The sequence below is a fragment of the Streptomyces sp. Tu 3180 genome, from assembly GCF_009852415.1.
GTDB lineage: Bacteria > Actinomycetota > Actinomycetes > Streptomycetales > Streptomycetaceae > Streptomyces.
In genome coordinates this window covers 875,804-896,177 of the sequence record NZ_WOXS01000002.1, presented here as the reverse complement: position 1 = coordinate 896,177, position 20,374 = coordinate 875,804, and the positions used below count along the sequence as shown (strand labels likewise).

General features: G+C 75.2%; 18 protein-coding genes. 10 read left to right on the top strand and 8 right to left on the bottom strand.

Annotated features, from left to right (window positions below; translation table 11 throughout):
- Positions 1 to 56 precede the first annotated feature (56 nt).
- Positions 57 to 887, bottom strand: coding sequence for an aldo/keto reductase (locus GL259_RS04910; RefSeq protein WP_159529495.1), 831 nt, complete (start codon positions 885 to 887; stop codon positions 57 to 59).
- Positions 888 to 1,092: 205 nt separating this feature from the next.
- On the opposite strand from GL259_RS04910, the gene GL259_RS04905 reads away from it, so the two are divergent.
- Positions 1,093 to 2,067 carry a TauD/TfdA family dioxygenase gene (locus GL259_RS04905; protein ID WP_159529493.1) on the top strand — a complete coding sequence of 325 codons (975 nt, stop codon included), beginning with the start codon at positions 1,093 to 1,095 and terminating at the stop codon, positions 2,065 to 2,067.
- A gap of 188 nt (positions 2,068 to 2,255) precedes the next feature.
- Here the strand turns inward: GL259_RS04905 and GL259_RS04900 are convergent, their stop codons facing one another.
- Positions 2,256 to 2,876: an L-threonylcarbamoyladenylate synthase gene (locus GL259_RS04900; protein WP_166461426.1), complete on the bottom strand. Its 621-nt coding sequence runs from the start codon at positions 2,874 to 2,876 to the stop codon at positions 2,256 to 2,258.
- Positions 2,877 to 3,049: 173 nt separating this feature from the next.
- Here GL259_RS04900 and GL259_RS04895 point away from each other — a divergent pair, with 173 nt between their 5' ends.
- The 3 genes from GL259_RS04895 to GL259_RS04885 all read left to right on the top strand — a co-directional run bounded on the left by GL259_RS04895 (position 3,050) and on the right by GL259_RS04885 (position 7,315).
- On the top strand, positions 3,050 to 4,555 hold the full coding sequence (locus GL259_RS04895) for a helix-turn-helix domain-containing protein (RefSeq protein ID WP_159529491.1): 1,506 nt from the start codon (positions 3,050 to 3,052) through the stop codon (positions 4,553 to 4,555).
- Positions 4,556 to 5,065: 510 nt separating this feature from the next.
- Positions 5,066 to 5,302, top strand: a complete 237-nt coding sequence (locus GL259_RS04890; RefSeq protein WP_159529489.1) for a hypothetical protein — start codon at positions 5,066 to 5,068, stop codon at positions 5,300 to 5,302.
- A gap of 354 nt (positions 5,303 to 5,656) precedes the next feature.
- Complete coding sequence (locus GL259_RS04885; protein ID WP_159529487.1) at positions 5,657 to 7,315, top strand: catalase; 1,659 nt, start codon at positions 5,657 to 5,659, stop codon at positions 7,313 to 7,315.
- A gap of 4 nt (positions 7,316 to 7,319) precedes the next feature.
- Here the strand turns inward: GL259_RS04885 and GL259_RS04880 are convergent, their stop codons facing one another.
- Positions 7,320 to 8,207 (bottom strand): fructosamine kinase family protein, encoded by an 888-nt coding sequence (locus GL259_RS04880; RefSeq protein WP_159529485.1) that lies wholly within the window; start codon positions 8,205 to 8,207, stop codon positions 7,320 to 7,322.
- A gap of 152 nt (positions 8,208 to 8,359) precedes the next feature.
- Between GL259_RS04880 and GL259_RS04875 the strand changes: the two genes are divergently transcribed.
- The 5 genes from GL259_RS04875 (at position 8,360) to GL259_RS04855 (ending at position 12,196) form a co-directional block, all read left to right on the top strand.
- Positions 8,360 to 8,683, top strand: coding sequence for a hypothetical protein (locus tag GL259_RS04875; RefSeq protein WP_159529483.1), 324 nt, complete (start codon positions 8,360 to 8,362; stop codon positions 8,681 to 8,683).
- Between the two features lie 70 nt (positions 8,684 to 8,753).
- Positions 8,754 to 9,242 carry a DUF1360 domain-containing protein gene (locus GL259_RS04870; protein WP_159529481.1) on the top strand — a complete coding sequence of 163 codons (489 nt, stop codon included), beginning with the start codon at positions 8,754 to 8,756 and terminating at the stop codon, positions 9,240 to 9,242.
- A gap of 88 nt (positions 9,243 to 9,330) precedes the next feature.
- On the top strand, positions 9,331 to 9,864 hold the full coding sequence (locus tag GL259_RS04865) for a DoxX family protein (protein ID WP_159529479.1): 534 nt from the start codon (positions 9,331 to 9,333) through the stop codon (positions 9,862 to 9,864).
- A 91-nt stretch (positions 9,865 to 9,955) separates the two neighbouring features.
- Positions 9,956 to 10,519 (top strand): hemerythrin domain-containing protein, encoded by a 564-nt coding sequence (locus tag GL259_RS04860; RefSeq protein ID WP_159529477.1) that lies wholly within the window; start codon positions 9,956 to 9,958, stop codon positions 10,517 to 10,519.
- Positions 10,520 to 10,882: 363 nt separating this feature from the next.
- Complete coding sequence (locus GL259_RS04855; RefSeq protein WP_159529475.1) at positions 10,883 to 12,196, top strand: MFS transporter; 1,314 nt, start codon at positions 10,883 to 10,885, stop codon at positions 12,194 to 12,196.
- A gap of 139 nt (positions 12,197 to 12,335) precedes the next feature.
- Here the strand turns inward: GL259_RS04855 and GL259_RS04850 are convergent, their stop codons facing one another.
- Together GL259_RS04850 and GL259_RS04845 are read right to left on the bottom strand one after the other, a co-directional pair.
- Positions 12,336 to 13,298: an NAD-dependent epimerase/dehydratase family protein gene (locus GL259_RS04850; protein WP_159529473.1), complete on the bottom strand. Its 963-nt coding sequence runs from the start codon at positions 13,296 to 13,298 to the stop codon at positions 12,336 to 12,338.
- A 329-nt stretch (positions 13,299 to 13,627) separates the two neighbouring features.
- A complete protein-coding gene (locus tag GL259_RS04845; RefSeq protein ID WP_159529471.1) occupies positions 13,628 to 14,152 on the bottom strand; it encodes a hypothetical protein in 525 nt (174 codons plus the stop codon).
- Positions 14,153 to 14,326: 174 nt separating this feature from the next.
- Here GL259_RS04845 and GL259_RS04840 point away from each other — a divergent pair, with 174 nt between their 5' ends.
- Positions 14,327 to 15,640 (top strand): cytochrome P450, encoded by a 1,314-nt coding sequence (locus tag GL259_RS04840; protein WP_159529469.1) that lies wholly within the window; start codon positions 14,327 to 14,329, stop codon positions 15,638 to 15,640.
- A gap of 25 nt (positions 15,641 to 15,665) precedes the next feature.
- On the opposite strand, the gene GL259_RS04835 is transcribed toward GL259_RS04840, so the two are convergent.
- The 3 genes from GL259_RS04835 to GL259_RS04825 all read right to left on the bottom strand — a co-directional run bounded on the left by GL259_RS04835 (position 15,666) and on the right by GL259_RS04825 (position 20,301).
- Positions 15,666 to 16,853, bottom strand: coding sequence for an amidohydrolase (locus GL259_RS04835; RefSeq protein ID WP_159529467.1), 1,188 nt, complete (start codon positions 16,851 to 16,853; stop codon positions 15,666 to 15,668).
- Positions 16,854 to 17,085: 232 nt separating this feature from the next.
- Positions 17,086 to 18,459 carry an alpha-lytic protease prodomain-containing protein gene (locus GL259_RS04830; RefSeq protein ID WP_159529465.1) on the bottom strand — a complete coding sequence of 458 codons (1,374 nt, stop codon included), beginning with the start codon at positions 18,457 to 18,459 and terminating at the stop codon, positions 17,086 to 17,088.
- Positions 18,460 to 18,636: 177 nt separating this feature from the next.
- A complete protein-coding gene (locus GL259_RS04825) occupies positions 18,637 to 20,301 on the bottom strand; it encodes an alkaline phosphatase D family protein (protein WP_159529463.1) in 1,665 nt (554 codons plus the stop codon).
- Positions 20,302 to 20,374: the final 73 nt, after the last annotated feature.

Sequence of the window (20,374 nt, the reverse complement as noted above, 5' to 3'; positions counted from 1 at the left end):
CCGAAAAGCGGTGGGGTCACCGGGAAGGGGCGGGTGAGCGGGGCCCGGGCACCCGGTCAGAACTCCTCGTGCACCTCCGGGTCACCGCCGATCCGCCGGTGGGCGCGGTCGGTGAGGGTCCGCATCTGGGCGGCGTCCAGCTCGAAGCCGAAGACGTCGAGGTTCGCGCGCTGCCGCTCGGGGTCCGACGACTTGGGCACGGGGAGCGCGCCGAGCTGGATGTGCCAGCGCAGCACCGCCTGGGCCGGGGTGACCCCGTGGGCCTCCGCGACGGCGGCGACGGCCAGGTCGTCCAGGAGCCGCGAGCCCCGGCCGAGCGGGCTCCAGCTCTCGACGAGCACGCCCTTGTCCGCGTGGTGGGCGCGCAGCTCCTCCTGCGGGAAGAAGGGGTGCAGTTCGACCTGGTTGACCGAGGGCAGCACCCCGGTCTCCTTCTCCAGCCGCTCGATGTGGGCGGGCGTGAAGTTGGAGACGCCGATCGACCGGACGAGCCCGTCCTCGCGCAGTCTGATCATGGCCCTCCAGGAGTCGACGTACCGGTCGACCCGGGGGAGCGGCCAGTGGATCAGATAGAGGTCGACGTACTCCAGGCCGAGCCGGGCGCGGGACTCCTCGAAGGAGGCGAGGGTCTCCTCGTAGCCGTGGTGGCGGCCCGGGAGCTTCGTCGTCACGACGATCTCCTCGCGCGGGACGCCGGCCCGGGCCACGGCACGGCCGACGCCGGTCTCGTTGCGGTAGTTGGCCGCGGTGTCGACGAGGCGGTAGCCCGTCTCCAGGGCCGCGGTCACCGCGCGCTCCGCCCCGGCGTCGTCCATCGGCCAGGTGCCCAGGCCCAGGGCGGGGAGCGTCGTGCCGTCGTTGAGGGTGCGGGTCGGGATGCTGATCACGACGAGGCCTTCCCGTTGACAGTGTCGTGCGTCCAGCCTCGGGGACGCGGCGGGGGCGATCAACCGGGCGGACGGACCGGCCTGCCGCCGGCGGCGTCCCCGACGCCCTGTCGCCACGGATCCGTATCGCTGCCACGATCCTCCCGGAGGGCCGGTCCGTACGGGGACCGTACGGGCGACGACGGAGCGGACGGAGCGGACACGCATGACGACGGACAGGGACCGCGCGGCGGACGGAGAGCGGGCCGTGGCGGTGGAGGTGCGTCCGGTCGCCGGGCACATCGGCGCCGAGATCACCGGTGTCGACCTCGCCGGCGGGCTCGACGACGCCGTGATCGCCGCGATCAGGGCGGCGGTGCTGCGCTGGAAAGTGGTGTTCTTCCGCGGGCAGCGCCTCGACCACGCCGGACACGTGGCGCTGGCGCGCCGGTTCGGCGAACCGGTCGTGCTGCCCCGGCGCGGCAAGGCGTCCCCGCCGGACTTCCCCGAGATCGAGACGACCGCCGACCGGCTGGAGCTCGGCGGGCGGTTCGGCATGGAGCACGACGAGTGGCTGCGGCGCCGGCGCCACACCCTGCTGCGCGGCTGGCACTGCGACCACGGCGCCCGCGTCGACCCGCCCGCCGCGACGATCCTGCGCGCCGAGACCGTTCCGCCGTACGGCGGCGACACCACCTGGTCGAACCTGGCCGCGGCCTACGCCGGACTGTCCTCCCCGGTACGGGAGTTCGCCGACCGGCTGCGCGCCGAGCACCGGCTGGGGGTCGGCTACCAGCCCCGTCCGGGCGACGACGCCTACGTGCGCCACCTGCTGGACCGTCAGACCGCCTCCGAGCACCCGCTGGTGCGCGTCCACCCCGAGACCGGCGAGCGTGTGCTGTTCGTCAACGGCTACTACGTCGAGCAGATCACCGGCCTGTCCCGGCCGGAGAGCGCGGCCGTCCTCCAGATGCTGCTGGAGCAGGCGACCCGGCCCGAGTACACCGTGCGGTTCCGCTGGGAGCCGGGCAGCGTGGCGTTCTGGGACAACCGGGCCACCATCCACCTGGCCCCGGGCGACACCGCCCATACCGACCACCCGCGGATCATGCACCGGGTGATGCTCGCCGGTGACGTGCCGGTCGGTGTCGACGGCCGTCCCTCGGAGCCGCTCGCCGGCACCGCGCCGGGACGCTGGTGACCGGCCGGCGCGGACACCTGCCGGCGCCGCGCACCGAGCGCCCCGCGTCGGCCGCGGCACGGCCGGCGCGGGGCACCGGGGGCTCCCGCCCCGCGTCCCGTCGCCGGCGAACCGCGGTGGGTGCCGGGCCCGTTCCCCCGGCGCGGGGCGGGTCACGGCCGCCGTGACACCCCGGGCCCGGCCCGGCGCTACTCGAACCGCGTGACGTCGCCGGCGCCGTGCCGCACGATCTCCGCCTCGCCGCCCGAGAAGTCGATCACCGTCGTCGGCTCGGTGCCGCAGTCGCCGGAGTCGAGGACCGCGTCCACCATGTGGTCGAGCCGGTCCTTGATCTCCCAGCCCTGGGTCATCGGCTCGTCCTCGCCGGGCAGCAGCAGGGTGCTGGACAGCAGAGGTTCGCCGAGCTCCGCGAGCAGGGCCTGGGTGACGACGTGGTCGGGGATGCGCACGCCGACCGTCTTCTTCTTCGGGTGCTGCAGCATGCGCGGCACCTCCTTCGTCGCCGGCAGGATGAACGTGTAGCTGCCCGGAGTCGACGCCTTGACCGCGCGGAACACGTCGTTGTCGATCCGCACGAACTGGCCGAGCTGCGCGAAGTCCCGGCACACGAGGGTGAAGTGGTGCCGGTCGTCCAGCTTGCGGATCGTGCGGATCCGGTCGATGCCGTCGCGGCTGCCCAGACGGCAGCCGAGTGCGTAGCACGAGTCCGTGGGGTATGCGATCAGGGCGTCGGAGCGGATGCTGTCGGCGACCTGGGCGATGGTGCGCGGTTGGGGGTTGTCGGGGTGCACGTCGAAGTACTTCGCCATTCACTGAGCTTATGCCGTCCGCGGAGGGCGGACCGCACGCGCCGGACCGCGCGCGGGGGCTCCGGCCCCGTCGTCCCGGACGCGGGCGCCCGCCGGGGCCGGGCTCCGCGCACGGGTGGGGTAACGTCCCTGACCTGGGCCGGGAACGGCGGACGAACGAGGGGAAGGCCGAGGTGACGGGCGGCGGCATCCGGGGGACGGGGACGACGGCCGGGGTGCACCCGGCGTGGGCGCGGGAGCTGCTCGAGCACCTGCGGCCGGCCGGACGGGACGTCCGCAGGGTCGTCGACTGGCTGGCCGGCACCGTGCGGGCGTCGGTGTGCCTGCGGGACGCCGACGGCACGCTTCTCGCCGGGGTCCGGCTGCCGCTGGACGAGGTGCTGGTCGCCGACATCACCTCCGGCCGGATCGCCTCCGCCGCCTGGGAGGGGGAGGGGCGCCACCTGCGTCTGGTGAGGGTCGGGCACCCCTCGCGGACCTGCGTCCTGGCCGTCTCCCGCGACGCTCCCTTCGACCGGCACGCCTCCGACGTCGTCACGCACACCGCCCAGGTGGTCGAACTCCTGCTGACCGCGCACGAGTCCACCGCGGCCGGGCACCGGCTCCGGCGGGCCACCGCCGATCTGCGGCTGGCGATCCTGCAGCTGCTGATGGTCGAGGACACCGTCGCGGCCCGCCGGGTCGCCGCGGGACTGTGGCCGGGCCTGCTCGACGCCGACATGGCGTGCGTCTACGTCGTCGAGTCCGACCCGGGACGGCGCGACCGGCTCGCGGAGGAGTGCCTGGACACCACGGGGGAGGAGGCGCTGGTCGTGCGGTGTCCGGCCATGGACGGACACGTGATCGTCGTCAGCCCCCGCGAGGCCACCGCCGGCGATCTGCGGTCCCTGGTCGGACGGCACCCGGACACCTTCCTCGGCGGCAGTGCCCGCCAGAGCCTCGCCCGGACCGCCACCGCGTACGGACAGGCCGTCAGCGCGCTCGCGGTGGCGCACTTCCGGGCGGACAAGACGGCCGTGTACGCCGAGCGCACCCATCCCGAGCGGCTGGTCGACCCGGCGGCGCTGCGCGGCTGGACGGCGCGGGTGCTGCGCCCGCTCGACGCGCTGCCGCACCACGTCCGCGCCGAACTCCTCGCCACCACCCGCCTCGGCCTGGAGTTCACCGCCGTCAACACGGCCAAGGTGCTCGGCGTGAGCCGCAACACCGTGCGCGCCCGCATGGAACGCGTCGAGACCATGCTAGGCGCCGACTTCGACGACCTCACCGCCCGTGCCGTCGTGCACCTGGCGCTCCACACCCAGATCAACCTCCTGGACGGGCAGTCGGGTGCCGACCCCGGCGCGGCCTCCCCGCGCCTGGCCGACCTGCTGGCCGGTCCCGCCGTGCGCGCCTGGGCGCAGGACCTGCTGGGCCGGCTGGACCGGGACGCCCGCAACCTCCGCCGCACCCTGCGCACCTGGATCGCGGCCGGGGGCAACGCCGAGCGGGCCGCGCAGGCGCTGGGCGTCCACGCCCAGACCGTCCGCGAGCACGTGCGCGGCGCCGAGCCGGTCCTCGAGCGCCAGCTCCTGGCGGCCGGAACCGACCTGTACGAGGTCGTCCTGGCCCATCTGGCGGTGGGCGACCTGGAACAGCCGGTGTTCACGGGCGTGCCGCAGGCGTCCCCGCCCGGGTGAACCCCCGGCCCGGGCCCTCGTCCACGCGCGTCCCGTGCGCGCCGCACGGGACGAAGCCGGGTCTTTCGGACTCACTTGTGCACGGATGAGCCCTCGGGCCGCCGCAGCGGGCATCGGTGCGGTACACACGCCGTCCCCGCTCCGCATAGGTTCGAGCCATCGCGGGGGCACGACCGGAACGGGGGACCGGTCGGTGCCCCCGCCGCTTCTCGGCCGCACGGCCGCCGTGGAACCCGGACGGGCCGGCGCCGACGCGGCCGCCGGCCCCGGCCGTCCCGGCCCCTGGCGGCGAACCGCCCCCGGCGCGGCCCGCGTCGTCACCGCCGCGCCGCCGCGCCCCCGCACGGTGCGGCGGCCCGCGGCACGCCGCTTCCGCGGCGCCGCTCGCGTCGGCACGGTGTGCCCCCGGCGAGGACGGGTACTCGGCCCGCGCTGTGGAGGCCCGCCGCCCGGACGACGCGGATCGGGGCGGCGGACCCGTGACGAGAGCACCGCGAACAGGAGGCCTCAATGACCAGCGAGACGGAGACCGGCGGCGTGACCGGCACGCAGGACAAGGACTACAACCTGATCTGGTACGTCGAGGCGTGCCTGAGCAACGCGCTGCGCCTGGAGACCTACATCCAGGACGCCGAGCGCGCCAAGGACACCGAGGTCGCCGACCTCTTCCGCAAGGCTCAGGCGGACAGCCGCAAGGGCGCCGAGCTGGGCAAGGAGCTTCTGCGCGCACGGCTCAGCGGCAGCTGAGCACGCCGCTCCTCCGGGCCCGGACACCGTGGGCGACCCGGTGTCCGGGCCCTTCGCCGTCCCGGGGACCGGACCGCCGCGCCTCCGTGGCCACCGTGCGTGACCGTCCGGGTGCTCCGAGTCGCCGTCCCGTGCGATCCGCGGCAGCATGACCCTCGTACGCACACACCGGTGGAACGCGCGCGACGGCCGTGCGCCGACCCCGGCCCGGAATGTTCAAGATTGGACCGCCGTGGCGTGAGTGACGTCGCGGCGCCGGGTACCCGGGCCGTCCGCCACGACCGGCCGGCGGCCGGCACCGCCCGTCCCGGCCCGCCCGCCACCAGCCATGAGCAGCCGAAGGAGCTCACGATCATGACGGACGTATCGAGCCAGGGTCCCGCTCCCGGCGACGAGCGCAGGGTACTCACCAACCGGCAGGGCCATCCGGTCTACGACAACCAGAACCAGCGCACGGTCGGCGCCCGCGGCCCGGCCACGCTGGAGAACTACCAGTTCCTGGAGAAGATCAGCCACTTCGACCGGGAACGCATCCCCGAGCGCGTGGTGCACGCCCGCGGCGTCACCGCCTACGGCTACTTCGAGGCGTACGGGAAGTGGGGCGACGAGCCGATCTCCCGCTACACCCGGGCCAAGCTCTTCCAGGAGGAGGGCAAGCGCACGGACCTGGCCGTCCGCTTCTCCACCGTCATCGGCGGACGCGACTCCTCCGAGGCCGCCCGCGACCCCCGCGGCTTCGCGGTGAAGTTCTACACCGAGGACGGCAACTGGGACCTCGTCGGCAACAACCTGGGCGTCTTCTTCATCCGGGACGCGATCAAGTTCCCGGACGTCATCCACGCCCTCAAGCCCGACCCCGTCACCTTCGAGCAGCAGCCGCGCCGCATCTTCGACTTCATGTCGCAGACACCGGAGTCGATGCACATGCTGGTCAACCTGTTCAGCCCGCGCGGCATCCCCGCGGACTACCGCCACATGCAGGGCTTCGGCGTGAACACCTACAAGTGGGTCAACGCCGAGGGCGACACCAAGCTGGTCAAGTACCACTGGATGCCCAAGCAGGGCGTGCGCAGCATGACCGAGGAGGACGCGGCCAACGTCCAGGCCCAGGGGCTCGGTCACGCCACCAAGGACCTCTACGAGGCGGTGGCGCGCGGCGAGTACCCGGAGTGGGAACTGCTGGTCCAGATGATGGACGACCACGACCACCCGGAACTGGACTTCGACCCGCTGGACGACACCAAGACCTGGCCCGAGCAGGACTTCCCGCCGAAGCCGGTGGGCAGGATGGTGCTGAACCGGATGCCGGAGAACTTCTTCGCCGAGAACGAGCAGATCTCCTTCGGCACCGGCGTCCTCGTCGACGGCCTGGACTTCTCCGACGACAAGATGCTCGTCGGCCGGACCTTCTCCTACAGCGACACCCAGCGCCACCGGGTCGGCCCGAACTACCTGCAACTGCCGGTCAACCAGGCCAAGAACGCCGAGGTGCGCACCAACCAGCGCGACGGCCAGATGACGTACTACGTCGACGGCGGCGGCGAGAACCCGCACGTGAACTACGAGCCGTCGATCACCGGCGGTCTGCGGGAGGGCCAGTACCCGACGCACGACGACCAGGGCCCGGAGATCCGGGGCCGGCTCACCCGCAAGCGCATCCCGCGCACCAACGACTACCTGCAGGCCGGCCAGCGCTACCTGCTGATGGAGGACTGGGAGCGCGACGACCTGGTGAAGAACTTCGTCACCCTGATCTCCCAGTGCGACCGGGAGGTGCAGGAGCGCATGGTGTGGCACTTCCTGCTGGTGGAGAACGACCTCGGCCGCCGGGTCGGCGAGGGGCTCGGGATCATGCCGGAGGACGTCGCCCACCTGGAACCGCTCGCGAGCCAGGACCTCACGGACGAGGACCGCAAGCGGCTGGCCAGCCTCGGCGACAACCCGCCGCGCGACGTGGAGGGACTCACCATGACCCACTGCGTGCCCGACGAACGGCACGTGGTGACCCGGTGAGCGGTCACCCGGCCGCCACCGACCGCGCGACGGCGAGCGCCCGCTCGGCGTAGCCGCGGCCGAACAGCACGGCGTGCACCAGCAGCGGGAACAGCTGGTGCACGCCGACGCGTGTCTCCCACCCGCCGGCGAGCGGCGCCGTCTCCCGGTAGCCCTCCAGGACCGCGTCCAGCCGGGGGCAGCCGAAGAGACGGAGCATCGCCAGGTCGGTCTCCCGGTGCCCGCCGTGCGCGGCCGGATCGATCAGCCGGACGTGCCCGTCGGCGCCCCACAGCACGTTGCCGTTCCACAGGTCGCCGTGCAGCCGCGCGGGCGGCTCGGCGGGCCCGGCGAGCTCCGGCAACCGCTCGCACACCCGCTCCACCACACCCGCTTCCGCACGGCGCACGGTGCCGTCGTCGACCGCCCGGCGCAGGTACGGCAGCACCCGGTGCTCGGCGTACCAGTGCGGCCAGTCGTCACCGGTGACGTTGCGCATGGGGGCGGGCCCGACGAACGCCTCCACCGGACCGCCCGGCGGCGGCGCCCCGAACGCGGGCGCTCCCGCGGCGTGCAGCCGGGCCAGATCGCGGCCGAACCGGACAGCCGCCCGCTCCCCGGGCCGCCCCTGCGCCACCCGGTCGACGACCAGCCGGCGTTCGTCGTGCCCGTGCACGGCCGGCACCCGCACCGTCCCCGCCCCGGCCAGCCAGCGCAGCCCCGCCGCCTCGGCCCGGGCCGCCTCCGCGCCGTCGGCGCGCTTGACGATCACCACCCGGCCGTCGTCGAGGGAGACCTCGGTGAGCGAACCGGACAACGGGCGCTCGCCGGTGACCGCCCGCCCGGTGAACCGCGCCGCGACGGCCCCCGGCCCGTCACCGCCCTGGACCGCCGGACCGGGACGCACGGTCATGGGCGGGGCTCCTCACCTGTGCGGACGGTACGGACGAGGCCCCCAGGGTACGGGGCCCCGCGCCCCCCCACGCGCGGCCGGCCGGTCACGCGGGACGGTGAAAAACCCGCCGTCCGCCGATCGAACGGGCCGTCCCGGGGGAGCACTCCGGCATGACGAGTTCACCGTTCCAGCGCACCCTCACCCTGCCCGCCACCGTGTGCGAACAGGCCGCACAGCACCTGGAGCAGGCCTCCCGGCGCACCGTCGAGGGAGCGGGGGCCCCGCTGAAGGCGTTCCGCGCGGCCGCCGACAGCGACTACACCCTCCCGGTCTCCATGGTGGAACAGGCGGCGTCCTGCCTGCTGGTCCTGGCCACCGAGACCGCCCAGAGCGTACGGCCCTCGGCCCTGCGCGCCACCATCGCCGTCGCCCTGCGCCTGCGCGACGCCGTCGAGGCGGTCCACCAGCCCGCGCTCACCACCCGGTTCTGGTGAGGACGCGCACTGCCGCGTGTGACGGCGGAGCAGGGGGGCACTCCGGCCGTACCGAAGCCGAGGAGGTGCCATGACGGCGCAGGAATCCGACTACGACGAGGGCGGGACGCCCCTGGGCGGCTACGCCGCGCTCGCCACCACGTTCGCGGCGAGCGTCGCCCTGTTCACTGTGGTGGCCCGGCGCCGCGGGGTGCGGCTGCCCGACACCGTGCCGCCCTGGGACCTCGTCCTGCTGGCGACGGCGACGTTCAGGGGCTCCCGGCTGCTGTCCAAGGACAAGATCACCAGTTTCCTCCGGGCGCCGTTCACCCGGCGGGAGAGGGAGGCCGAGGCCGGCGAGGTGATGGACGAGCCCCGCGGGAACGGGGCGCGCCGCGCCGTGGGCGACCTGGTGTCCTGCCCCTTCTGCACCTCCGCCTGGGTGGCCGGCGGCCTGGTCTGCACGTACGCCTGCGCGCCGAGGGCGGCCCGCCTGCTGTGCGCCGGCCTGACCGCCGTCACGGCGGCGGACTGGCTGCAGTACGCCTGGAGCCGGACGGAGCAGTCCGCGCAGGGCTGACCGGACCGGCCCGTGCGGGCCCGCCGAATGGTCCCCGCCCGGAAGGGAACCCGGCGAGCCCGCACCACCGACACCCCAGGAGAAGGCCATGAGTCTGTTGCGCGTCGTCGGCCGCCCGATGCTGGCCTCGATGTTCGTCGCGGGCGGACTGGAATCCGTCCGCCACCCCAAGAACGTCGTCCCGGTCGCCGAGCCCGTCGTACGGCCCGTCACCGACCGCGTCCCGGTGCTGCCGGACAGCACCGAGCAGGCCGTACGGCTGAGCGGCGCCGTCCAGGTCGTGGCCGGGCTGCTGCTGGCCGCCGGACGCATGCCCCGCCCCGCCGCGCTCGCGCTCGCCGCCACGCTCGTGCCCACGACGCTCGCGGGACACCGGTTCTGGGAGGAGGAGGACCCGGAGCAGCGCGGCCAGCAGCTCATCCACTTCCTGAAGAACCTGTCGATGCTCGGCGGCCTGCTGATCGCCGCCGACGACACCGGCGCCGCCCCCTCGCTGCTGTGGCGCAGCCGGCACGCCGCCCACGACCTGCGCCGCGACGCCCGCCTCGTGCAGCGGTCCTTCCGGGCCGGGACCCGCCCCGCCTCGGCGGCCGGCCGGGTCCGCGCCGTGCTGCCCCGCTGACCCCTCCGGCCGCGTTAGCCCCCGGGAGGCCGGGGGACCCGGTGCCGGGTGGCCCCGGCCGGGTGCCACCACGAACCGGAGGTGAAGAGGGATGGGACACGGCGGAAACGTCATCGACGAGCTGGTGACCGACCACCGGGAGGTCGAGGAGCTCTTCGGCAGGATCGAGGCGCTGCCGCCCGGCCACGAGGACCGCAAGGTGTACGCCGACCGGGCCACGATCGAGCTGGTCCGGCACTCGGTGGCCGAGGAGGCGTACCTCTACCCGGCCGTGCGCGAGCACGTGGAGAACGGCGACGCCCTGGCCGACCGGGAGCTCGAGGACCACGCCAAGGCCGAGCAGATCATGAAGGACCTGGAGGGCTGCGACGCGGGCGACGCCGAGTTCGACCGGCTCGTCGGCATGCTGATGACCGAGATCCGCGGGCACATCGCCGACGAGGAGCAGAACCTGTTCCCCATGCTGCGCGCCTCCTGCTCCCCGGACAAGCTCGACCAGCTCGGCGACAAGGTCCGGCAGGCCAAGAAGACGGCCCCGACCCGGCCGCACCCCGCCGCCCCGGACAAGCCCCCGGCGAACAAGCTGCTGGCACCGGGAACCGGCATGGTCGACCGGATCCGCGACGCGCTGAGCGGACGCGGCAAGCACGCCTGACGAGACCCGGGCCACACGAGGGCGTGTCCGGGCGCCGCGGAAGGGGCCCGTCGCTCCGGCGGCGGGCCCCTTCCGCGTGCCCCCACCCGCACCCTCGTGCCCGGCCGCTGTGATCAACCCCACTCGTCATCCCAAGTACCCGACACAGCAGCGCGTTTGGTGCGCGCCCCGCGGTGACGCCCGGACGTTCGGAACCGACTCGGCGGTCCCTTCTGCCACGATGGTCCGCGCCTTGTCCCGGTGACGGGAGCCGCCGCGCAGCGCAGCCGGTGTTCCGCTTCCCGCACCCTCCCCAGAGTCCTTCGACTCGTCTCCGAGTGGCGCACTGTGTCTTCCTCACCCACCCCCGCCCGGTCCACCCCCGTGCCGGTCCCCACCGCCCCGGCCGCCGAAGCCGCGTCACGCTCGCCCTGGCGGTCGCTGAGGCACCGCAGCATGCGCTGGTGGTCCGTGGCGAACTTCGTGTCCAACGCCGGTACCTGGATGCAGCTCACGGTCCAGAACCTGCTGGTCCTCCAGATCACCGGATCCGCCGCCGCGACGGGCCTGTCCATGTCCGTCCAGGCCGCGCCGGCCCTGCTCATGAGCGTCCTCGGCGGCGCGGCGGTCGACCGGTGGCCGCGGAAGCCGACGGCCGCCGTCAGCCAGGCGCTGCTGGCCCTGATCGCGTTCACCACGGCCACCCTGGTGGCGCTCGACCGGCTCGACATGACGTCCCTGATGGTGCTGGCCGCCGTCACCGGCATCGTCGCCACCGTCGACAACCCGGCCTGCGCCCTGCTGGGCAACGACCTCGTCCCGGCCGAGGACGTGCCCTCCGCCATCGGAGTGGGCGCGCTGGTGTTCAACGCGGGCCGGCTCGCGGGCGCCGCGCTCGCCGGGGTGACGGTCGGGTTCCTCGGCACCTGTGCCGCCTACTTCGCGAACGGGTTCTCCTTCCTCTTCGTGACCGCGGTCATCCCCTTCCTGCGCCCGGCGCCGGGAGCGGCCCGGCCCGTGGCCCGAAAGGGCGGGCGCCCCCAGCGGGACATGACCGTGCGGGAGGGGCTGACCTTCTTCGCGCGCCGGCCGCGCCTGCTCGCGCTCGCCGGGGTCACCGGGGTCAGCGCGGTCTTCGGCCGCAACTACGGGCTCACGCTCGCCGTCCTGGTCACCGGGCCGCTCGCGGGTGGCGCCGGGGCGTTCGGCACCGTGTCCACCGTCCTCGCCGTCGGCGGGATCATCGGCGCGGTGCTCGGCGCGCGGCTGCGCAGGCCGTCCGTGCGCCTCGTCGGCGCGCTGGCGGCGACGGGCGGGCTGCTGCAGGTGGTGGCGGGGACGTCCCCGTCGCTGGCCGTGCTGCTGGTGCTGGTCCTGCCGATGGCCGTCGTCGAGTCCGTCTCCGACACCGCGGGAACGGCCGTCCTGCAGACCGACCCGCCCGCCCGTCTGCGCGGACGCGTGCTCGGCGTCTGGAGCAGCGTCGGCACCGTGTGGAGCCTGGGCGGCCCGCCCGCCCTCGGCCTCCTCATGGAGCTGGCCGGACCGCGCGGCGCCCTGATCAGCGGTGGACTGATCATCGCCGGGACGATCGGGGCGGGCCACCTGCTGAGGGGCCGCAGGACCACCACGCCGGTGGCGCTGCGGACGGGGGAGGGCGACGTGACCGGCCGGGCCGCGCTGGAGACGGCCGCCTGACCCGAGCGGCCCGCCGCCCCCCGCGGATCGAGCGGCCCCGCCGCGGGCGCCGGGCCGTCGGAGACCCCGGCGGCCCGGTCGGCGGGCCCCGCCGGTGCGGCCGTCATGTGCCCGTGGGCCGGCTCGGGGCGGCCCGCGGTCAGCGGTCCGCCCCGGCGCGGAACCAGGCGATCGTGCGCCGCAGCCCCTCCTCGGCGTCCACCCTCGGCTCCCAGCCGAGCTTGTCCCGGGCCAGCGTGATGTCCGGGCAGCGCACCGCCGGATCGTCCACCGGGCGTTCGATGAAGCGGATCTCCGACCCGGAACCGGCGAGTTCGACGACGAGGCGGGCCAGGTCCAGCATGGTGATCTCGCCGGGATTGCCGATGTTGACCGGGCCGCGCATCCCGTGGGCGGCGGCCGCGAGGACGCCCCGCACCGTGTCGTCGACGTAGCACAGCGACCGGGTCTGCTGCCCGTCCCCGGTCACGGTGAGGGGCTCGCCGGCCAGCGCCTGCCGTACGAAGGTCGGCACGGCACGGCCGTCGTGGCCGCGCATCCGCGGGCCGTAGGTGTTGAACAGCCGCACGATGCAGGTGTCGGTGCCGTGGGTCTCGGCGTGGGCGGTGGTCAGCGCCTCGCCGAAGCGCTTGGCCTCGTCGTAGACGCTGCGCGGGCCGACCGGGTTGACGTTGCCCCAGTAGCGCTCGTCCTGCGGGTTCTGCTGGGGGTCGCCGTAGACCTCCGAGGTCGAGGCCAGGACGAAGCGGGCCTCGGCGGCCTGGGCGAGCCGCAGGGCGTTGCGGGTGCCGAGGCTGCCCGTCTCCATGGTGTGCAGCGGCATCCGCAGGTAGTCGGCGGGGGAGGCCGGGGAGGCGAAGTGCAGCACGAGGTCGGGCGGCCGCCGCACCGGCAGCTCCTCGGCCACGTCGGCCTGCACCAGCGTGAACCCGGGCCGTTCGAGCAGCGGGGAGATGTTCTCCGGCCGGCCGGTGCTGAAGTCGTCCACGCAGGTGACGGCGGCGCCCGCGTCCAGCAGGGCGGCGCACAGGTGGGAGCCGACGAATCCGGCGCCGCCGGTGACGACGGCGTGCTCCCAGTTCCGGGATATGGCGGTGGTCATGTCGCTCAGCCCTCCGTCGGAGGCGTCGGGAACCGGGCCGGCCGGGGGCCTGCGGCGCCGGGCCGGGCCGTCGAGCCCCGGGGGTGTCGGGCACCCCTCGGATCAGGGTGGGCCGACGGCGTGGACGCGGCACGGCCGTGTACTGCGATCGGGTGAATGACGGAGCGTGACGACGGCTGCCGGCACACGGTTCTCACAGGTGGGAGGCGTGGTGACGGCGCGTTCGCGGTGCGCGGCGGGCGGTGCGGGGCCCGTCCCGGCGGACCCCGGGCGCGGAGGGCGGGCGGCGCGGCCGGCGAGGGCGGGCCCCGCCGGGCTCGCGCGGCGGCTCAGGCGATGAGGGTGTGGTCCGGGTCGAGCCGGTCGAGCAGGCCGGAGTGGTGGAGCCCGGCCACGGGCGCGAGCAGGTCCGGGTGGCGCAGCAGCGCCGCCGCGCTCCGGTCGGTCTCGTCGGGGGCGAGCAGCCGCCGGAACTCGGTCGGCAGGCCGCCCGTGTGCCCGCCGCCCCGGCCGAGCACGGCCACCGCGCGGGAGGCCAGCTCCGGGTCGGTGAGCAGGCAGGCGGCCCAGCTGGCCACGACCTCGTCGACCCAGGTGCGCCAGGCGTCCGCCGCGACGTCCTCGCCCGTGTCGGCGCCGGTGACCCAGTCGAGCCGCGCCGAACCGCCGGGGCCGGCCAGCCCCAGCAGGGCCGCGTCCATCGCCGTCGGGTACCTGAGCCACGCCGCGACCGTCACGGCCTGCCGTGCCTGCACCTCGCACAGGGCGGAGGCGAGCGCCCCGCCGGGAGCGGGGAAGGAACGGGTCAGCCACTGCGCGGTCGCCGCGATGACCGGGGAGAGATCTGCTTGCACTGCCGGGCCGTCCCAACGGGTGAAGTAAGGGGAACCTCACCGGCACGGTAGTCCCCGGCCCGTCCGTCCCGACGTGATCCGCACCTCGTTCGGCACGTGGTCTCGGACACACCCGTTCGGGCGGCTCGCCCCCCGGCGGGGTGTCCCGGTGATCCGCCGGGGCACCCGGCGACCATGGACGTACTCAGCCGCCCCCTGATCGACCGCACCCTGCCGCTGCTCGCCGAGGGCTACGCCTGGCTGCCCAACCGGATGCGCGACAGCACCGGTCCCGTGGTGCGCACCCGGCTCCTGGGCCGGCCCGCACTCGCGCTGCGCGGACCGGAAGCCGTGCGGTTCTTCTACGACGAGCACAACGTGCACCGGCACCGCGCGATACCCGAGCCCGTGCTCTCCACCCTGTTCGGCCACGAGGCGGTGCACACCCTCGACGGTGACGCCCACCGCGCCCGCAAGGCCCTGTTCCTGCCGCTGCTGGCACCCGGCCGCGTCGCCGGGCTGGTCGAGCAGGTGACCGCGGCCTGGGACGACGCCGTGCCCGCGTGGGGCCGGCGCGGCTCCGTCGTGCTGTTCGACGAGGCGAGCACGGTGCTCACCCTCGGCGTCCACCGCTGGGCCGGGATACCCCTGGAGGACTCCGCGGCCGGGGCGGTGGCCCGCGACATGATCGCGATGGTCGACGGCTTCGCCACCGCCGGGCCGCGTCACCTGCGGGCCCGGCGCGCCCGCGCCCGCCAGGAGGACCGGCTGGCCCGGCTGGTGCGGGACGTGCGGTCCGGCGAGGCCACCGCCCCCGCGGACTCGGTGCTCGACCTGGTGTGCCGGCACCGCGACGCGGACGGCGAGCCGCTCGACGAGAAGACGGCCGCGGTGGAACTGCTCAACGTCGTCCGCCCGACGGCCGCCGTCGCCTGGTTCGTCGCCTTCACGGCGCACGCCCTGCACCGGTGGCCGGAGCACCGCGCGCCCCTGGCGGACGGCGACGCCGCGTTCACCGCGGCGTTCACGCACGAGGTGCGCCGCTTCTACCCGTTCGTGCCGTTCCTCGGCGGTCTCGCCGCACGGGACCTGTTCTGGCGGGGCGAGTGGGTGCCGGCCGGGGGACTGGTGGTGCTCGACGTGTACGGGCAGAACCACGACGCGTCGCTGTGGGGCGATCCGTACGCCTTCCGCCCGCGGCGCTTCCTCGAACGGCCCGTCGAGCGCGACGAGCTGATCCCGCAGGGCGGCGGCGACCCGGCCACCGGCCACCGCTGCCCCGGCGAGGGCATCACCATCGGCGTGCTGGAGGCGCTCGCGGTGCGGCTGGCCCGGCTGGAGTACACGGTGCCCGAGCAGAACCTCACGATCCCGCTGAACCGCGTCCCGACCCGCCCGCACAGCGGCGTCCTCCTCGCCGACGTGCGCCGGCCCGACGCCGGGACCACCGCGGGGACCGCCGTGAGGACCGCGGCGGGGGACGGCCGCGGCGCCGGGGCGGTCCGGTAGGCGGGACGGTCCGGCGGGCGCGGCCTCAGCCCGCGCGCTCCTCGTGGTGCCGCGCCCAGGCCTCCTGCCGCACCTCGGGGCGGAGCAGCACGTCCGCCGCGGTGCACGCCAGGGCCCCGGCCGCGGCGACGAGCACCTCGCGGGCCCGCGGGGAGGCGGCGGCCGCGGCGAACCCGGGGGTGTGGTCGGAGCCGTCCGCCCCCATGATCGCGACGAAGGGGTGGATCGCGGGCACCCGGGCGCTGACGTTGCCGACGTCCGACGACCCGAGGTACACGCCCGGGGCGGGCGGGGTCAGCGCGATACCCGACCGGGACAGGTGCGCGGCGAACCGCTCGGAGAGCACCTCGCTGTCGCGGAAGTGCTCGTAGCGCACGGTGGCCCGCTCCACCTCGACGGTGGTGCCGGTGGCGCGGGCCACGCCGTCGGCGCACACCCGCAGACGGTCCGTCAGCTCCTCCAGCGCCCGGGTGGTGGCGGCGCGGAGCCCGAACAGGCCCTCGGCGTACTCGGGGACGATGTTGGTGGCCGTGCCGCCGTGGGTGACGATGCCCTGCACGTGCGAGCCCTCCGGCAGCCGGCGTCCGAGCACGGCCAGGACGTTGAACAGTTCCACGAGCGCCGCGAGCGCGTCGATCCCCTCGGTCGGGTTGCCGGTGGGGTGTGCCGCGCGCCCGTGGAACGCCACCCGGTACTGCACCTGCGCGGTCAGCGGCGCCCGCGCCCAGTCGTACACGCCGGGGTGGAACATCAGCGCCGCGTCGACCTCGTCGAACACCCCGGCCTCCACCTCGAGGGCCTTCCCGCCGCCGCCCTCCTCGGCGGGCGTGCCCACCGCCAGCACGCCCCCCGCGCCGGCCGTCTCCGGCACGGCCCGCAGGGCGAGCGCGGCGCCCAGGCCGGCGGCCGCGATGAGGTTGTGGCCGCAGGCGTGGCCGAGGCCGGGCAGCGCGTCGTACTCCAACAGCAGGGCCACGGCGGGGCGGTGACCGCCCGAGCGCGCGGTGAACGCGGTCGGCATCCCGGCCGTCCCGCGCTCCACCTCGAACCCGGCCCGTTCCAGCTCGCCCGACAGCAGGGCCGCCGCCCGGTGTTCGGCGAAGGCGTACTCGGGGTCGGCGTGCAGCCGGAGGGCGACGTCCCACAGCGCGTCGGCCCGGCCGGCCACCTCCGCGCGGATGTCCCGGTGGACGTCGTCGACGGTGCGGGCCACGTGTGCCTCCTCGGCGTCGGTGAGGTGCGGTCGGGTGCCGCGTATCCACCGGGTCTCACCGCGCGCCGTCCTGACACCCGCCGTTCCCGCGCCCGCCACCCGTTCGCGGCCACCGCGCGGGTCCTGCCCGCCGAGGGGGACGGGCGGCCCCGGCCCCTCCCGGGGAACAGGCCGGCGCCGGCCGCGGCAGGAGGCCGCCGCCGGCGCCGAGGGGCCCGTACCGGTCACGGGGTCACAGGCGCTGCCACAGGGCCGGTGTGCCGGCGGGCGCCCACGCGCCCTGGGCCTGGTGGGTCTGCAGGCACTGGTAGCGCACGCCGTCGCGGGTCACCGTGTCCCCGGCCTCGTAGACGCGGCCCGCGGCCCACTCCTGCGCGGTGCCGTCCTGCGGGGCCGGCGTCGTCACCTGCGCGGCGGCCGTGGTCAGCGTGAGCCCGAAGTCGGCGAGGACCGGGTTGACCGGCTGGTAGAACGTCGTGCCGCCGCCGGTGCAGTCACCGGAGCCGCCGGAGGTGACGCCCTGCGCCTGGGCGCCCGCGACGTACGGCCCGCCGGAGTCGCCCGGTTCGGCGCACACCGTCGTCCGGGTCAGCCCGTCGACCCTGCCCTGCGGGTAGCTGACGCTCGTGCCGTGCTGCTCGATGGTCCCGCAGTGCCATCCGGTGGTAGAGCCGGAGCGGCACACCGACGCCCCGACGAGCGCCTGTACCGAGCCGGTGACCTGCACCTCCTGGCCGTCCTGCGCCTTGACGTCGGGCGTGGGCGTCCACTGGTCGCCGGTGGCCACCCACGCCATGTCCTCGCCGGGGAAGGTGGAGGCCCGGAAGGTGCCCTGCGCCGTCCGGTCGTACCCGGTCGTCGTGTCGCCGGGGCGGCCGCAGTGGCCGGCGGTGACGAAGCCCGGCTGCTCGCCCCCGGTGACGGAGAAGCCGACGGAGCAGCGCGCGGAGTCCTCGATGTAGAAGGCGTCGCCACCGGTGATGTCCTGCAGCAGACGCGGCCGTTCCTGCGTCATGCGGATCCCGACGTCCTCGCCCTCGAGCCCCGCGGCCTCGACGAAGGCGGCCCCCGCCTCCTGGCTCGTCGCCTGCACCACGACCCGGTTCTTCGGCACGTCGACGTACCACACGGGCGTGTCGAGGGTCTTGACGCGGTCGGCCGCCGCGTCCAGCTTCGCCTTGGCCGCCTCGAGGCCGGCCAGCGTCCGCTCCACGACGACGGCCTTCGCGCCCTGGGCCTCGATGGCCGGCACGTCCTCGGCGCCGGTGGTCGCGACCGTGAGCTCCCGGGAGGTGTCGCCGCGCACCCAGGCCCCGGCGAACCGGTCGCCCAGGGCGAGGCGCAGCCGGCCCGCGCGGGTGCCCGCCTCCGCCTCGTTGACCAGCCGTTCGGACGCCTGAGCCGGCGTCAGTCCCAGGTCGCGCTGGAGGGCGCCGAGCAGAGGGGGCGACGGCCGGTCGGCGCCGAGGGTCCGTGCGGCGCTCGGCGCGTTCCCCGCCACGGGCGCGGAGTCGGCCGCCGCGGCGGCGGGGAGGCCGGCGAGCACCAGAGCTCCGATCGCGGTGGCGGCCGACCGGCGCGCCGTCCGGGCATGTCTGTGGGCCATTCGGTACGTCTCCTTCGTTCGGGGTGGAGCTGTCGCGCGCCCGGCGGGGAGCGTCAGACACCCCTAGGCCTTGCCCGCCGCGCCGGGGGCGATGTCGCGGGCGGTCCGCTTTCGCGCTTTGGTGGGCGAACGGACGCCATGTGCAGTACCGGGGCGCGACGGACGTGTTCCGGGGCGTCAGACGGGCTGCAGGCCGGGCGAGCCGGCCTCGGTGACGAAGGAGGCCGCCGTGGACACGGGCGCGTCGGGCGTCGTCACGGCGGGGACGACCCGGAAGTCGGCCCGGGCGGCGGTCCGGCCCAGCTCGACCCGCACGAAGCCGCGCCGGCCGTCGTAGAACCTCAGGTGGGGATTGGCCCGCACGAGGGTGTCCCAGTTGGCCGGCCGCTCCGCGCCGTCCCTGCCGCTGGCGACGGAGGTGCAGGTCAGCTCCGTGCCCAGGGTCGCGGAGGCGGGGTCGTCGAAGTCGTCCTTGATGTCGAAGGCGTACCCCGCGTGGACGTCGCCGGTGAGCACCAGCCAGTTGGCGGCGCCGGCCGCCTTCGCCCCCGCGACGAGACGGCCGCGGCCGGCGCGGTAGCCGTCCCAGGCGTCCATGGAGAGCCTCGCCTCGCCGGTCAGGTCGAACTTGCGCTGCGAGAAGCACACCTGCTGGGGCATCACGTTCCACAGCGCCGTCGAGGCGGCCCACCCGTCGATCAGCCAGCGCTCCTGGGCGTCCCCGGTGAGGGTGCGCGCCGGGTCGTCCGACTCCGGCCCGGGGACGTGCAGTCCGTCGCCGTAGGCCTGGTCGGAGCGGTACTGGCGGGTGTCGAGGACGTCGAACTGGGCGAGGGTGCCCCAGTGCAGCCTGCGGTACAGCCGGGCGTCGGGGCCCCGGGGGAGCCGGTCGGCGCGCAGCGGCTGGTTCTCCCAGTACGCGCGGTAGGCGGCGGCGCGGCGCACCAGGAACTGCTCCGGGTCGCTGCCGTTCTCGTCGACGGCGCCCGCGTAGTTGTTCTCCGTCTCGTGGTCGTCCCAGGTGACGACGAACGGGTGGGCGGCGTGGACGGCACGCAGGTCGGGGTCGCTCTTGTAGAGCGCGTAGCGCAGCCGGTAGTCCGTCAGGGTCGTCGTCTCGCGGTCGAACACGTCCGGCAGCACGGCGTCGGTGTAGCCGCGGGCCCCGCCCGCGGAGTCCACGGCGTACTCGTAGAGGTAGTCGCCGAGGTGGAACACCACGTCGACGTCCTCCTGCGCGAGGTGCCGGTGCACGGTGTAGTAGCCGTCGTGGTACGCCTGGCAGGCGACGGCGGCCAGCCGCAGGCTCGCGGTGTCGCTGCCCGGGCCGGGAGCGGTGCGGGTGCGTCCGGCGGGGCTGATCCAGGTGCCGGTGCGGAACCGGTAGTGGTAGTGGCTGTCGGGTGCCAGGCCCTGCACGTCCACGCGCACGCTGTGGGCGTACTCGGGGTGGGCCAGGGCGGTGCCCTGCCGCACGACCGCGGCGAAGGACTCGTCCAGGGCGACCTCCCAGGAGACCTCGACCCGCTGCTGCCCGAGCCCTCCGTCCGCCTCGAAGGGGGCCGGGGCGAGCCGGGTCCACAGGAGCACCGAGTCGGGCAGCGGGTCCCCGGAGGCGACGCCGAGCGTGAACGGGTCCCGGGTGATCCGGGCCGCCGGGAGCTCGGGCGCGGCGAAGGCGCCGCGCGCGGGCAGGCCGGTGGCGAAGGCGAGGGCGGCGGCCGCCGCGGTGACGGTCAGGAACCGACGGCGCGCCGGATGGCGCGCGGCGGCGCGCAGTTCGGCCTCGTGCGGGGTGAAGGCGCGTTCGGACGGTGGTCGGAGACGGCCCGGCGGTGCCATCTGGTGTCCTCTCCTGCGGGTCGGGGCGCGACGGCGAACGGCACGACCGGCGGACGGCTCCGGCCCTCGCCCC